Source organism: Pseudomonas sp. ok266 (assembly GCF_900110195.1).
In the GTDB taxonomy this organism is placed as follows: Bacteria; Pseudomonadota; Gammaproteobacteria; order Pseudomonadales; family Pseudomonadaceae; genus Aquipseudomonas; species Aquipseudomonas neuropathica.
Map to the genome: position 1 here is coordinate 114305 of NZ_FOCU01000005.1, position 15729 is coordinate 130033.

The 15729-nt window shown below is 62.8% G+C and carries 6 protein-coding genes; 5 read left to right on the plus strand and 1 reads right to left on the minus strand.

Annotation, left to right across the window (positions count from 1 at the left end; translation table 11 throughout):
- Positions 1-42: 42 nt before the first annotated feature.
- Positions 43-1044, minus strand: a complete 1002-nt coding sequence (locus BMY54_RS10655; protein ID WP_305881821.1) for a family 2 encapsulin nanocompartment cargo protein terpene cyclase — start codon at positions 1042-1044, stop codon at positions 43-45.
- A gap of 263 nt (positions 1045-1307) precedes the next feature.
- Between BMY54_RS10655 and BMY54_RS10660 the strand changes: the two genes are divergently transcribed.
- The 5 genes from BMY54_RS10660 (at position 1308) to BMY54_RS10680 (ending at position 15716) form a co-directional block, all read left to right on the plus strand.
- The gene (locus BMY54_RS10660; protein ID WP_093431924.1) at positions 1308-2480 is read left to right on the plus strand and encodes an MFS transporter; all 1173 of its coding nucleotides are present in this window, start codon (positions 1308-1310) and stop codon (positions 2478-2480) included.
- Positions 2481-2552: 72 nt separating this feature from the next.
- Positions 2553-3293, plus strand: coding sequence for a thioesterase II family protein (locus BMY54_RS10665; RefSeq protein ID WP_093431927.1), 741 nt, complete (start codon positions 2553-2555; stop codon positions 3291-3293).
- 39 nt (positions 3294-3332) lie between these two features.
- Positions 3333-4316: a TauD/TfdA family dioxygenase gene (locus BMY54_RS10670; protein ID WP_093431930.1), complete on the plus strand. Its 984-nt coding sequence runs from the start codon at positions 3333-3335 to the stop codon at positions 4314-4316.
- 178 nt (positions 4317-4494) lie between these two features.
- Positions 4495-7896, plus strand: a complete 3402-nt coding sequence (locus BMY54_RS10675; protein ID WP_093431933.1) for a non-ribosomal peptide synthetase — start codon at positions 4495-4497, stop codon at positions 7894-7896.
- Positions 7893-15716, plus strand: coding sequence for a non-ribosomal peptide synthetase (locus BMY54_RS10680; protein ID WP_093431936.1), 7824 nt, complete (start codon positions 7893-7895; stop codon positions 15714-15716). The genes BMY54_RS10675 and BMY54_RS10680 overlap by 4 nt, the downstream gene beginning before the upstream one ends.
- Positions 15717-15729: the final 13 nt, after the last annotated feature.

The following is a 15729-nucleotide window of genomic DNA, read 5'->3' on the forward strand; positions in this document are numbered from 1 at the left end:
GCGGCGAGAGTTCATCTTGCAATCATGAAAAGATCGACAGCTTCAGACCTGGTAGCGCCCACTGGTGCGATGCCATTCCACATTGCCGGCCAGCCAGCTCTTGACTCCGCCCAGGTAACGTATGAGCGGCGCTGATGCGTGCGGCAGTACGGCCTCTTCTGCGGCCTCGTACAAATGCATGATCTCGTCGTGAATGGCGGCACTTTGCGCCATTGCTTGTTCCGGCGAGCAGTGCTGTTCGCGGATCAACAGCAAGGGCAGGTTGAAGTCACCGATTCCGGCTTGCTGCTCCTTCAGCGCCGAAAACAGATCATTGGCAATGATCGTAGCGCTGGCGGCCAGTGCCGTGACGCGTCGCACGTCGGGTGCGCTATACACATTGGCCGGTAGTTCGTAGCCTGCAATGATGTCGATCAACGACAGGCACGGCAGGAAACTGTTGACCTGACGGTGGGCCAGATATTCCCAAAGTGCTGGCGTGAGACCTTCGGTGCGCCAGGCCGCTTCGGCGCTCATGGTCACGAACATGGCGATGATTTCATGGCGTACGCGTGCCACCTGTGCAGGTGTGGCGAAGGACTCCACCCGCGCCAGATACCCGCGCAGAGCGACCAGTACCGGATCGCCGCTCAATGCCCGCTCAAGGCCGGGGCGGAACCGTTCGCTCAAGTAAACCGGTTCCAGCGCTGCCAGCGCCACGGACAGGCGTGGGCCGACCATTTTCGGTTCAGATCCGGTTCTCTCGTCATCGCAGTAGTAATCATCGACGGCGAACAGGGCGGCAAAACATTGCGCCGCCAGCAGCAGGCGGTCCGGATCATCCGTATCGTTATGACAAAGCACAGCGAAGCGCCCGAAGCCCATCGCCCGCACTTTTTTGTGCTGGCCTGGAAAAATCCCGACCTGCTCGATCCACGGCATGAGGCGATCATCCACTTCTGCCGCCAGAGACGGGTCGACTCTAAAAGGGGCAAGTCCATATAGCGGCGGGACAGTCCAGGGCGATTGCATCGGCGATTCCTTCGCGGTTGAGCGCAGGGTCATCAGAGCCCGATTGGCGAAAAAAGGCACCTGTCAGACCTGACAGGTCTGCGCGCTTTGCGACAGATGGTCATCCTGGATCCAGAGTCTGACGGAGGTTTCTGGCGGTCTGGTCAGTTGCCAGCGGCAGTCCGGCAGGGGCGACTGAGCCATCTGTTCAGCGAAACGACCCGGGGCTTCGCACCTTCACATTCCACCAACAATTCCCTGCTTCCACGCCACCCGACCCTATGGCAACTTGGCGGCCCTTGATGAGGCTGCAGTCCATGGCAAACCCCTACCGCGAATTGTTCAACGCCCCCGGCGCACGGAATTTTGTCCTGGCCGGAATGATCGCGCGCATGCCGATCTCCATGACCGGTATCGGCGTGATCACCATGCTCTCGCAGTTGAAGGGCGGGTATGCGCTGGCCGGCGCGGTGGCGGCAACCTTTGCCCTGGCCACAGCGTTTTGCGCGCCGCAGGTATCGCGTCTGGTTGACCGTTATGGGCAGCGACGCATTCTGCCGGTATCGGCATTGATCGGCGGCGGGGCGCTGCTGCTGTTGCTGCTGTGCACGCGGTTGCAGGCGCCGAACTGGACGCTGTTTATCTTTGCCGCACTGGCCGGGTGCATGCCGAGCATGTCGGCGATGGTGCGGGCGCGCTGGACGGAGATCTATCGTGGCCAGCCGCAGTTACAGACGGCTTATGCGTTGGAGTCAGTACTCGATGAAGTCTGCTTTATCGTCGGTGCGCCGCTGTCGGTGGGGCTGTGCGTGACGCTGTTTCCCGAGGCCGGACCACTGGCGGGACTGTTGATGCTGGCGGTCGGCGTCACCGCGTTTGTCGCCCAGCGCAGCACGGAGCCCTCGGTGCATCCGCATGAGCCACACCATCAAGGCTCGATCATTCGCTCCACGGACATGCAATGGCTGCTGTTGTTGATGACCGCCATGGGCGTCATCGTCGGTGTGATTGATGTGGTCAGCGTCGCGTTCGCCCAGCAACAGGGGCAGCCGGCGGCGGCGAGCATCGTATTGTCGGTGTACGGAATCGGTTCTTTCCTGTCCGGTATCGCGTTCGGTGCGATGCGCTCGAAGCTGCCGTTGCCGCAGCTGTTTTTGTACGGTGGAGTGGCGACGGCGGTGACCACATTGCCGCTGTTGCTGGCGAGCAATATTGTTGGATTGTCGGTGGCGGTGTTCGTCGCCGGGCTGTTCTTCTCACCGACGCTGATTGTGGCGATGGCGTTGATCGAGCGCATCGTACCGCCGGCCAAGCTCACTGAAGGCCTGACCTGGCTGGTGACCGGTTTGAGTATCGGCGTGGCGGTGGGCGCCGCCGGCGCAGGTGCGCTGGTCGATGCCTTCGGCGCGCGCAGCGGCTTCTGGCTGGCGATTGCAGCCGGGGCGGTAGTCCTCGCATCGGCGGTGCAGAGTTTCCGTCATCTGAAGTGATCGGCTAACCGACTAATTCCCGCGCTATCTCATCCGTTCTCTTTTACAGATAACCCTATTGAGGTAAACGCGGTGACAAAGCTGACACTGCTGTGCCTGCCCTATTCGGGCGCCAGCGCCATGGTCTATAGCCGCTGGCGGCGCCAACTGCCGTCGTGGCTGCACTTGCAACCGGTGGAGCTGCCCGGGCGCGGTGCCCGTTTCGACGAACCCCTGCAAATCGACATGCGTGCGCTGGCCCGGCAACTGGCCCGCGAGCACAAGGCTGGCTTGCAGACGCCTTACGCACTGTTCGGGCATAGCCTCGGCGCGCTGCTAGCGTGCGAGATGGCGCATGCCTTTCGCGAACTCGGGGTACCGGAACCGGTGGCGTTGTTCGCTTCCGGTACTGCTGCGCCAACGATGCGCAGTGACTACGATCGCGGCTTTGCCGAAGCGCGTAGCGATGAGGAATTGATCGATCAGCTGCGCACTTTTCAGGGCACCAGCGAAGAAGTGCTGGCTAACAAAGAACTGATGAGCCTGACCCTGCCGGTGCTGCGCGCCGACTTCATGATGTGCGGGCGCTTCACGCCGGCGCAGCGTTCCTTGCTCAATTGTCCGGTGCACGTGCTGGGCGGCAAGGAAGACCGCGCGACCACCGAGCAACTGATCGGCTGGAGCAAGGAAACCCTGGGCAGTTTTTCCGTGGACATGATGACCGGTGGGCATTTCTTCATTCATGAACACGAAGCCCGGGTCATTCGCACGATCAAGACCCATCTGGAAGTCCATCAGCGCCGTCATGCGCAGGCTACGGCACCGGCGTTTTAGCGCGCGGTTCACCTATCGAGTGATTACAGGAGGCCAGTCATGGCTGTTGCTGTGGGATTTTCCGTTCGGCCACTGCTGCCGCAACGGGGGCGCTTGCCGTTGTTGGTGGAAGCGACCGATGCGGACACTGACTTGTTGGTGGTGTTCGATGAATTGAAAGAACTGGTGGACGAGCATCTGCTGCGCGACGGCGGGGTGCTGTTTCGCGGCTTCCGTCTGAACGGTGCCGAACAGTTCCGGCAGTTCGCGGCCAGTTTTGGCCATCCGTTGTTGAACTATGAATTCGGTTCGACGCCGCGCACCAACGTGACGCAGGGCGTGTACACCTCCACCGAATACCCGGCGCACCAGAGCATTCCGCTGCACAACGAGCAGGCTTATTCCCGCGACTGGCCGATGAAGATCTGGTTCTACAGCATGATCGCCGCCAAGTCCGGCGGCGAGACGCCGATTGCCGACAGCCGTGAAGTTTATCGGCGCATTCCGTTGGCGATTCGCGAGCGCTTCGTCAGCAAAGGGCTGATGTATGTGCGCAACTTCGGCAACGGTTTGGATGTGGCTTGGGAAGACGTGTTCAACACCGACGATCGCGAGGTTGTCGAGGCCTACTGCAAGGCCCACGGCATTGTCTGCGAATGGAAGGACGACGGTGAGTTGCGTACTCGCCAGACTTGTCAGGCGGTGGCGGTGCATCCTGTGACCGGCGACAACGTCTGGTTCAATCAGGCGCACTTGTTCCATATTTCCAACCTGCAAGCGGAAGTGCGCGAAAGCCTGCTCGATATCGTCGACGAAGAAGACTTGCCGCGTAACGTTTATTACGGCGATGGCTCGGCGATTGAAGACGAGGTGCTGGCGCAGATTCGCGCGGTGCTCGATGAGTGCGCGATCAGCTTTCCCTGGCAGGAGGGCGATGTGCTGATGCTCGACAACATGCTCTCGGCACACGCGCGTTCGCCATTCGAGGGGCCGCGCAAAGTGATTGTCGCCATGGCGGAAGGGCATTCACAGGGGCCGCTCTGAGCAATCCCCACGCCTGGTGGTAAAGCAGCCGAAGCCGGTCTCGTACCGGCTTCGGCGTTTGTGTGCCTACCGTCGGGCCGCTGTTGCGCCAGCGCGCTAAATCATCACGTTTGTCATTCGTTCTTGTTGATACGACCGGGTCTCCTGGTCACGCCGCCGATCAGCAAGGACCCCATGCATGAATGCCGCAGACGCCCAGAAACTAGCCCGTCGCTTTATCGAACTGCCACAGGACAAACGCCGTTTGTTCCTCGCCGGCATGGCCCGTGAGGGCATCGATTTTGCGCAGCTTCCCATGACTGCCTGTGACGGAATCGCCGAGCGCGACGGGCTTTCGTACGCCCAGCAGCGGATGTGGTTTCTTTGGCAACTGGACCCGCACAGTGCCGCTTACAACTTGCCGATGGCGGTGCGCCTGACGGGTGACCTGCAAGCACAGGCGCTGGAGCAGGCGTTCAGTCTACTGGCGGCGCGGCACGAGTGCTTGCGCACCACCTTCGGTCAGGAAGGTGAGCGCGCGTTTCAGCGCGTCGCCGAACCGCAGCCGTTGAAACTGCCGATCACTGATCTGAGTGCGCTGCCCGAGGCCCAGCGCTGGCCGCTGGCGCAGCAGCACATGATGGCTGAGGCCGCTCAGGCCTTCGATCTCGAGAACGGTCCGCTGCTCAGCCTGCGCCTTTTGCGCCTGGCCGAGCAGGAGCATGTGTTGCTGCTGACCTTGCACCACATCATCGCTGATGGCTGGTCGATGAACATTCTCATCGATGAATTCATGCGCACTTACGATGCTCTGGTGGCGGGGCGCGAGCCGTCATTGCCGGCACTTACCGTGCACTACCGCGATTTCGCCCTGTGGCAACGCAGTTGGCTGGAGGCCGGTGAGCGCGAACGTCAGCTGGATTACTGGCGCACGCAATTGGGCGACGAGCATCCGCTGCTTGAGCTGCCGACCGATCGTGCCTATCCGGCGCAATCCAGTCATCAGGGCGCGCGTCTGGAAACGGTGATCGACGCAGCGCTGCGCCAAGCGCTGAAAAGCCTCGCGCAACGTCAGGGCGTGACGCTGTTTGTGGTGCTGTTGGCCGCGTTCAAAACGTTGCTGCATCGCTATAGCGGCCAGACCGATATTCGCGTCGGCGGGCTGATTGCCAACCGCACCCGCAGCGAAACCGAAGGGCTGATCGGCTTCTTCGTCAACACGCAGATTCTGCGCAGTGAAGTCACCGCACAAACCCGTTTTGCCGATCTGTTGCAGAGCCTGCGTCAGGCCGCGCTCGGTGCTCAGGTTCATCAGGATCTGCCGTTCGATGCCTTGATCGAAGCCTTACAACCGGCGCGCAGCCAAAGCCACAACCCGTTGTTCCAGGTGATGTTCAACCACCAGCCGCTGGTGACCGACTTGCACGATGTGCAACTGGAGTCCGGTTTGCAGGTGGGCTATTTGACTGAGGAGCAATTGGCCGGCAGCGGTCGCCAACATGCCGCCACCAGCGACCTGATGCTCGACACCCGCGAGGAGGGCGAGCAGTTGTTCGCGGCGTTCACCTACGCCACCGATATTTTTGATGCCGCGACCATTGCCGCGATGGCCGGGCATTGGCGCAACATCCTCGCGTCCGTGTGCCGCGATCCGCAGCAAGTCGTCGGCGAAATCGAACTGCTGGCGGCGGCGGAACGTGCACAACTGATTCAGGCCACCGCAGCAGAACCTGTGTTCGCCAGCGTGCAGAGCCTGTTCGAAGCGCAAGTAGCGCGCACGCCACAGGCAGCGGCGGTGATTCTGACGACCGAGCCGTCGCCGGCACTCAGCTATGCCGAGTTGAACAGCCGCAGTAATCGTCTGGCCCATCAGTTGCGCGCTCGCGGTGTTGGCCCTGACGTGCTGGTCGGCGTGGCGCTGGGGCGCTCGCTGGAACTGGCGGTGGCATTGCTGGCGGTGCTCAAGGCCGGCGGCGCCTACGTGCCGCTGGATCCGCAAACCCCGGCCGAACGTTTGCGCCATGTGCTTGATGACAGTGGCTTGAAACTGTTGCTGACCGATCACGCCGGCCTCGCCAGCCTGCCGGATCTGGATGACGTCGATTGCCTGTGCCTGGAGCAACTGGCCGAGAGTGATCGGGCCGACAATCTGCCGGTGACGGTCGCCGCGCAAAACCTCGCCTATGTGATTTACACCTCCGGTTCCACCGGGCGCCCGAAAGGCGTCGCCGTCAGCCACGGCGCGCTGAGCGAGTTCATCGCCCGCGCCATCGATTACAGCGACCTGCGTGAAGGCGATCGCGTTCTGCAGTTCGCCACCAGCAGCTTCGACGGCTTTGTCGAGCAGTTTTTCCCGCCGCTGTGCCACGGCGCCGCAGTCGTCCTGCGCGATGCGCGGTTGTGGGACAGCGCGGCGTTGCATCAAGTGATTGTCGATCACGGCATCACCCTGGCCGACTTGCCGGCCGCTTATTGGTATTGGCTGGTGCAGGAATATGCCGCTAATCCACCGAGCGGCTTCGGTGCGCTGCGGCAGATTCACGTCGGTGGCGAGGCGATGGCGGTGGACGGTTTGCGCCTGTGGCAACAGGCCGGTTTGGGCCATGTGCGACTGCTCAATACCTACGGGCCGACCGAAGCCACGGTGGTGTCGAGCATTCACGATTGCACGGCATTGACGGCAGACGCCGTGTCGTGGCGCGGCATTCCGATCGGCCACGGTCTCGACGCGCGGCGTTTATACGTGCTGGACGATGATTTGAACCTGCTGCCGCAAGGCGCGGTGGGTGAGTTGTACATCGGTGGTCCGGGCCTGGCGCGGGGTTATCACCGCCAGCCGATGCTCAGCGCCGAGCGTTTTATCGCCGACCCGTTTGCCGATGGCCAGCGCCTGTACCGCACCGGTGACCGCGCGCGCTTGCGACCTGACGGAGCCGTGGAGTACATCGGCCGGGTCGATCATCAAGTGAAGATTCGCGGTTTCCGCATCGAGCTGGGCGAAATCGAATCGCGCCTGCAGCAATGCCCTGGCGTTCGCGAAGCCGTGGTGCTGGCGGTGCCGCTCAGCGGCGGCCAGCAACTGGTGGCCTACGTAGTCGCCGATCACGCCACGCTCGAAAACGCCGCGACGCAAGCGGCGTTCCGTCAGCAAATTCGCGCTGCCCTGCAAGCCCATTTGCCGGACTACATGGTGCCGGGCCACTTGCTGTTGCTGGCGAACCTGCCGCTGACACCCAGCGGCAAGCTCGATCGCAAGGCGTTGCCGGCGCCGGATCCGAGTCAACTGCAAGGCGACTATCGCCCGCCGCAAACAGTCACCGAACAACAACTGGCGCAGATCTGGACGGATGTCCTGCAAGTTTCGCGGGTCGGTCTGGACGATCACTTCTTTGAACTGGGCGGCCATTCGTTGCTGGCGGCGCAGGTGATCGCGCGCATCAAAACTCAATTGGGCGTGGTGCTGCCGCTGCGCAGCCTGTTCGAGAAGCCGCTGCTGACCGAGCTGGCCGCCGTGCTGGCGCAACTGGCAGATGGCGCAACGAACGACGACTGGTCCGACATGGATCAGTTCATCAATGCTTTGGAAGGAGAAGAAGTATGAGCGGCACCATGGCGGAACGTATCGCGAAGAGGTTCGTCGGCTTGCCGCTGGAACAGCGTCGACTGTTTCTGGCCAAGTTGCGCGAAGATGGCAAGGACTTCAGCCTGTTGCCGCTGCCGGTCAGTCGTCACGATATCGCGCCGATTCCGTTGTCGTTCGCTCAGCAGCGGCTGCTGTTTCTCTGGCAACTCGAACCGCAAAGCGCCGCCTACAACATGGCCGCCGGCCTGCGCCTGAACGGGCGTCTGGACGAAGTGGCACTGCAGCGTTCGTTCGATCATCTGGTGGCGCGCCATGAAGTCCTGCGCACGGTGTTCCAGACTGACGGTGATCAGCCGCATCAGGTGATCCTTGCGCAGCAACCGCTGGCCGTGGAACGCATCGACCTGACGGACTTGCCGACAGCAGAACGCGAGCAAGCGTTGGCGCAACAGGTGCAGACCGTCACCGCACGACCATTCGATTTGCGCCACGGGCCGCTGCTGCGCGCGAGTTTGTTTGCCTTGGCCGACGAGGAATTCGTGCTGGTGGTGAGCATGCACCACATCGTCTCTGACGGCTGGTCGATGGACGTGATGGTCAAGGAATTCGTCCAGAGCTATCAGGCCTTCAGCCTCGAACGCGAACCGCAATTGCCGGCGCTGGCGCTGCAATACGCTGACTACGCGATCTGGCAGCGCCGCTGGCTGGAAGCCGGCGAGGGCGAGCGTCAACTCGATTACTGGCGCCAGCAACTGGGTGAAGAGCATCCGCTGCTGGAAGTGGCGCCGGACTTCGCCCGGCCACTGACGCAAAGCTTCGAAGGCCAGACCCTGAGTTTTGATTTCGGTGCGCCGCTGTCCCTGCAACTCAACGCTTTTGCCCGTAGCCAAGGCATCAGTCTGTTCATGCTGGTGCTGGCCGGGTTCTCGTTGTTCCTGTCGCGGCAGGCCGGGCAGCGCGACATTCGCGTCGGCGTGCCAAATGCTAACCGTGGTCGTGCTGAAGTCGAAGGGCTGATCGGCTTTTTCGTCAACACCCAAGTGCTGCGTTGCGAGGTGGATGAGCGCGGCAGTTTCGAGGATTTGCTGGCGCGGGTGCGTGAAGCTTCGTTCGGCGCGCAGGCGCATCAGGAGTTGCCGTTCGAGCAACTGGTGGACGAGTTGGTGGCTGAACGCACCCTCGGCCACAACCCGCTGTTCCAGGCCAAGTTCAACCAGAACGTCGGCATGCAGAAACAGCGCGCGATGGCTCTGCCAGGGCTGACTGTTGCCGAATATCCGCTGGACAAGGACGGCACTCACTTCGATCTGGCGCTGGACATCACCGATGACGGCACGCTGATTCACGGCCAGATGACTTATGCCAGCGATCTCTATCGCCCGCAGACCGTCGAAGCTTTCGTGCCGGCCTTGCTCGGTCTGTTCAGCGAATTGCTGAAAGCGCCGCAGGCACCGTTGCACAGTGTTGCGTTGATCTCGCCAGCGCCGCTCCCGGCACACGCCGAACCGGCGTTGTTGGTGTTGCAGCACTGGGATCGTGAAGTCGCGCGCCAGCCCGAAGCATTGGCCGCGTGCGACCTGAATCAGGCCTTGAGTTTTCAGGCGCTGGATCAGGCGGCCAATCGACTGGCCCATCATTTGCGCGCCCAAGGCGTGCGCGACGGCCAACCAGTGGCGGTGCTGATGGAGCGTTCGCTGGACTGGCTGACCTGTGTGCTGGCGATCTTCAAGGCGGGCGCGGTGTACATGCCGCTGGACGTCAAGGCGCCGGACGCACGTTTGCAGCAGATGCTCGGCGCTGCGAAAGCACGGCTGCTGTTGTGCGCCGAAGACGATGCGCGTGTCTGCGCGCTGGCGGTCGATGGCTGTCAGGGCATCGCCTTTGCAGCGTTGCAGTGGCAGTCAATGCCGGACACTTGCCCAGCCGTGACGCTGTGCGCGCAATCACCGGCGTACGTGATTCACACCTCCGGTTCCACCGGGCAACCGAAAGGCGTACTGGTCAGCCACGGTGCGCTGGGCAGTTATGTGCGCGGTGTGCTGGAACGACTGGCGCCGACGGCGGACAGCAGCATGGCGCTGGTCTCGACCATCGCTGCGGATCTTGGTTTTACCGTGCTCTTCGGTGCGCTGTGTTCCGGGCGCCTGTTGCATGTCTTGCCGGAAGAATTGGGTTTCGATCCGGACCGCTTTGCCGAGTACATGGCCGCGCATCAAGTGGGCATGCTGAAAATCGTCCCGGGCCATCTGGCCGCGTTATTACAGGCCGCGCGGGCTGCCGACGTGCTGCCGGAACACGCGTTGATTGTCGGCGGTGAAGCGTGCTCGCCGGCGCTGGTCGAGCGCGTGCGCCAGCTCAAACCGGGCTGCCGCCTCATCAACCACTACGGGCCGAGTGAAACCACGGTGGGCGTGCTGGCCCATGAAGTCGGTGATCTGACCCTGACGCGCAGCGTACCGGTCGGTAGCGCACTGGCCGGCGCTCACGTTTACGTGCTCGACGATGTGCTGAACAACGTTGCCGATCAGGTGGCCGGCGAGTTGTATATCGGTGGTGACAGCGTGGCGCTGGGCTACCTGAATCAGCCGGGGCTGACGGCCGAGCGCTTCCTGCCCGATCCGTTTGGCGCGTCGGGTGCGCGGGTGTATCGCAGTGGTGACCGGGTACGCCGCAATCGTCAGCAAACGGTGGAATTCATCGGCCGCGCCGACGATCAGGTCAAGGTGCGCGGTTATCGCGTGGAGCCGGCGGAAGTCGCGCGGGTGTTGCTGGGCCTGGACGGTGTCAGTGAAGCGGCGGTGCTGGCGCTGTCACTGGATGACGACCCGACGCGTCTGCAACTGGTCGCGTGGTGTGTGCCGGCGGCGGGGCGGACCATGCAGGCGCAGGCGCTGCGCGAGCAATTGCAGGCGTGCCTGCCGGATTACATGGTTCCCGCGCAGATTGTGCTGCTGGAAACATTGCCACTGACGGCCAACGGCAAGCTCGACAAGCGTGCTTTGCCGGTGCCGGGCGTGGTCACTCAGCACTTCGTCGCGCCAGTGGGTGAAGTCGAAGAAAAACTCGCGGCGATCTGGGCCGATGTGCTCAAGCTTGAACGCGTGGGCAGCAGCGACAACTTCTTCGAACTGGGCGGTGACTCGATCCTCAGCCTGCAGATCATTGCCCGGGCCAAACGCCAGGGCATCAAGCTGAGCCCCAAGCAACTGTTCGAAAAACAGACCATCGGCCAACTGGCTGCGGTGGCCAAGTTGATCGAAGCCAAAGCCGTCGCGGCGGCACCGGTCGCTCGCGGACCGTTGCCGCTGTTGCCGATTCAGGCACGTTTCTTCGCAACCGCGATTGCCCAGCGTCAGCACTGGAACCAGTCGGTGATGTTGCAGCCGACCACGCCGCTCGACGCCGCGCATCTGCGCACAGCGCTGGCGGCGTTGATCGAACAGCACGATGCGCTGGCGATGAATTTCCAGGCGTCCGCTGACACGTGGCAGGCAATGCCGCAGACTCAGCGTGATCCGCAGCTGTTGTGGGTGCGTGAGCTGGACAGCCTGGATGCTTTGCCGGCATTGGCCGATGTGGCCCAGCGCAGTCTGAATCTGCAACAAGGGCACTTGGTGCGGGCGGTGTTGGTGAACCTGCCGAATGCTGAGCAACGCCTGTTGCTGGTTATCCATCACCTGGTGGTCGACGGTGTGTCGTGGCGCATTCTGCTGGAAGATCTGCAGCACGCTTACACTGCGCTGGCGGCGGGCACGCCGCTGGTCTTGCCGGGCAAAAGCAGCTCGCTGCACAGCTGGGCCGAGCATTTGCACCGTTACGGGCAAAGCGCAGCGCTGGCCGCTGAGAGCGCCTACTGGCGGCAAACCCTGGCGGCGGGCGACGCGCAACTGCCACGGGATTTCCCGCAGGACACCCAGACCCGCGCACAAGCGGCCCGGGCCAGCACGCGCTTGAGTCAGGCGCTGACCCATAAGCTGCTGAAAGTGGCGCCAGCGGCGTATCGCACGCAGATCAACGACCTGTTGCTGACGGCCCTGGCGCGGGTGTTGTGTGACTGGAGCGAACAGCCTTCGGTACTGATTCAGCTCGAAGGTCATGGTCGCGAAGATCTGTTCGACGACATCGACCTGAGCCGCACCGTGGGCTGGTTCAGCAGCCTGTTCCCGGTGCGCCTGACACCGGCGGCGACGCCAGGTGCGTCCCTCTGTGCGATCAAGGAGCAACTGCGGGCGGTGCCGGGCAAAGGCATCGGGTTTGGTGTGCTGCGTTATCTGAGCCAATCCGCCGAGTTGCAGGGATTGCCGCAGCCGCGCGTGACCTTCAACTACCTCGGCCAGTTCGACGGCGCATTCAACGCCGACGCGGGTGCGCTGTTCGTGCCAAGCGGCGAAAGCACCGGCGCCAATCAGGACGCGGCCGCGCCGCTGGGTAACTGGCTGAGCGTTGACGGTCAGGTCTACGGCGGTGAGCTGGAATTGACCTGGACCTTCGGCAGCGGCATGTATCGCGCAGAAACCGTCGCGGCGCTGGCCGAAGCCTATCGTCGCGAGCTGGAGCGTTTGATCGAACATTGCTGCGACAGTGGCGAGGTGGCTGTGACGCCGTCGGACTTCAGTCTGGTAACGCTGACCCAGGCACAACTGTCGGCGCTGCCAATCCCGGCCCGCGACATCGTCGACCTCTATCCGCTGTCGCCGATGCAGCAGGGCATTCTGTTCCATAGCGTCAACGATCCGGAAAGCCCGGCGTACACCAATCAATTGCGTGTGGATGTGCAACAACTCGACGCCGAGCGTTTCCGTCAGGCCTGGCAGCAAACCGTTGATGCCCACGAGATCCTGCGCACGGCATTTGTCTGGCCACAAGACGCTGGCGCCGCAGTACAAGTGGTGCGTCAGAGTGCGCAGATGCCATGGCGCGTGCAGGACTGGCGCGGTCGTGCTGACCTCGGCACGGCGCTGGAAAAACTGGCCGGCGAGGACTTGGCCAACGGTTTCGACCTGACCGGCGCGCCGCTGTTGCGGGTGACGCTGGTGCGCACCGACGAGGCCACGCATCACCTGATTTACACCTGCCATCACATCCTCATGGACGGCTGGAGCACCTCGCAGTTGTTCGGCGAAGTGCTGCAGCGGTATGCCGGCATGACCCCGGTGGCCGGGCAGGGGCGTTATCGCGATTACATCGAATGGCTCGGCCAGCGCGACCAACAGGCCAGTCGTGATTTCTGGACGACCGCCCTCGCTGATCTTGATGAGCCGACGCGTCTGGCCGGTGCCTTGTCGGGCGGGCAGCACGCGGCCAGCGGTTACGCCGATCACGAGCATGTATTCAGCGAGACCTTGACCGCTGAGTTGAACCGCTTCGCCCGCGAGCAGAAAGTCACCCTCAATACCTTGGTGCAAGCGGCGTGGCTGGTGTTGTTGCAGCGTTATACCGGGCAGGACCATGTGGCCTTCGGCGCGACCGTCGCCGGGCGTCCGACGGATTTGCCGGGTGTCGAGCAGCAGATCGGTCTGTTCATCAACACCTTGCCGGTGGTCGCGGCGCCGTCCGCCGAGATCGCCGTCAGCCAGTGGCTGCAACAGGTGCAGGACGTCAATCTGGCCCTGCGTGAACACGAGCACACGCCGCTCTACGACATTCAGCGTTGGGCCGGTGCCGGTAACGGCGCGTTGTTCGACAGCATTTTGGTGTTCGAAAACTACCCGATGGCCGAAGCGCTGCAACAGGGCCCGGCCACCGGTCTGACGTTCTCGGCGATTCGTCGTCAGGAACAGACCAACTACCCGTTGACGCTGGTGGCGGTCACCGGGCGTGAACTGAGCCTGGGGCTCAGTTACGACCGGGCCAGTTTCGATGCGGCCGCAATCAGCGGTTTGAGCGCGCAACTGGAGAGCCTGCTGACGCAGTTCCTCGCCGATGCCTCACAACCGCTGGGTGCGTTGCAATTGCTCGCCGAACCGCAGCGTCAACAAGCCATCGCTTGGGGCAAAGCTGACCTCACGGCAACGGACGCGCGCACGGTGCTGGAACACCTCGCCGCGCAAGTGCAGCGCCAACCGCAAGCGCATGCAGTGCTGTTCGCCGAACAACAGATCGATTACCAAAGCCTCGATGCTCGGGCCAATCGTCTGGCGCACAAGCTGCAGGCACTGGGCGTCGGGCCGGAAGTGCGCGTCGGCGTGTGCATGCGACGCACGCCAGATATGCTCGTGGCGTTGTTGGCCATTCTCAAGGCCGGTGGCGCCTATGTGCCGCTGGATCCGGACTACCCGCAGGAACGCTTGCTGCACATGCTCGATGACAGCCGCGCCGCCGTGCTGATCACCGAACCGGCCGCACTGGCGCTGCTGCCTGAAAACTTGAGTGCGCAGGTGTTGTTGGTGGAAGAGGGTGCGTTGAGTTCGTTCCCGGCAACTGCGCCGCTGATGAATGTCACTGCGCAGAATCTGGCGTACGTCATCTACACCTCCGGTTCCACCGGCAAACCGAAAGGCGTAGCCATCACCCACGGCAACCTGTCGGCGCTGATTCAGTGGTCGGCCGGGGTCTATCGCGAAGAACAGTTGCGTGGCGTGCTGGCGTCGACGTCGATCTGCTTCGACCTGTCGGTCTGGGAGATTTTCGTCACTCTGGCTTGCGGGGGTTGCCTGGTGTTGGCGGACAATGCGCTGGCGCTGGCCGATTTGCCGGCCCGCGAACAGGTCACCCTGATCAACACGGTGCCGTCGGCGATTGCCGCGCTGCAACGGGCCGGGCAGATTCCGCTTTCGGTGGCGACCATCAACCTGGCCGGCGAACCGCTCAAGCAAAGCCTGGTCGACACGTTGTACGCGAGCACGTCGGTGCAACAGGTCTACGACCTCTACGGGCCGTCGGAAGACACCACCTATTCGACCTTCACCCTGCGCACCCCGCAGGGGCAGGCGAACATCGGCCGGCCGTTGCCGAACACCGTGGCCTATCTGCTCGACAGCCAGTTGCAAGTACTGCCGAGTGGCGTGCCTGCCGAGTTGTACCTGGGCGGTGCCGGTGTCACCCGGGGTTATCTGCTGCGCGCGGCACTGACCGCCGAACGTTTTGTGCCGAACCCGTACGCCAGCAACGGCGAGCGCCTGTACCGCACTGGCGATCTGGTGCGCCAGGGCGGCGACGACAACATCGAGTACATCGGCCGGGCCGACCATCAGGTGAAGATTCGCGGCTTCCGTATCGAACTCAGCGAAATCGAAGCACGGCTGCTGGAGCAGGATGAGATCCGTGAAGCCGTGGTGCTCGCGCAGGACGGAGCCGCCGGCAAACACCTGCACGCCTATGTGGTGGCGGCGCAGGCTGTGGTCGATCAACCGGTGTTGGCGGAACGCTTGCGCAATGCGCTGGCCAGTCGCTTGCCGGCGCACATGGTGCCGGGCCACTTGCACCTGATCGACGCCATTCCGCTGACTCCCAACGGCAAGCTCGATCGCAAGGCGCTGATGGCCTTGGGCGACGGCCCGACGCAGCAGCACTATCAGGCGCCGCAAAGCGATTTGCAGTGGGCTGTGGCGACGATCTGGCAGGAGGTGCTGGAGGTCGAGCAGGTGGGCCTCGCGGACAACTTCTTCCAGCTCGGTGGGCATTCGTTGCTGGCCACGCTGGTGGTGACCCGGATCAAGGAACGTCTGGGCGACAAGGTGCCGCTTAAAGAGTTGTTCGAAACCGATACCCTCAAGGCGTTCTGCGCGCGAATCGAGGCTCTGCGCGTCGAAATGTCGCCCGTTCAGGATGAATTGGCTAAATCCCTGGAGGCCCTCAAACGTCTATCCCTCGATGATCTGGAAAAACTGATTTCTTGAGAGGGAAAAACGC

Coding starts and splice junctions, on each gene's coding strand:
- BMY54_RS10680 (WP_093431936.1), top strand. CDS start 7,893: ATGAGCGGCACCATGGCGGAACGTATCGCGAAGAGGTTCGTCGGCTTG.
- BMY54_RS10655 (WP_305881821.1), bottom strand. CDS start 1,044: ATGACCCTGCGCTCAACCGCGAAGGAATCGCCGATGCAATCGCCCTGG.
- BMY54_RS10675 (WP_093431933.1), top strand. CDS start 4,495: ATGAATGCCGCAGACGCCCAGAAACTAGCCCGTCGCTTTATCGAACTG.
- BMY54_RS10660 (WP_093431924.1), top strand. CDS start 1,308: ATGGCAAACCCCTACCGCGAATTGTTCAACGCCCCCGGCGCACGGAAT.
- BMY54_RS10670 (WP_093431930.1), top strand. CDS start 3,333: ATGGCTGTTGCTGTGGGATTTTCCGTTCGGCCACTGCTGCCGCAACGG.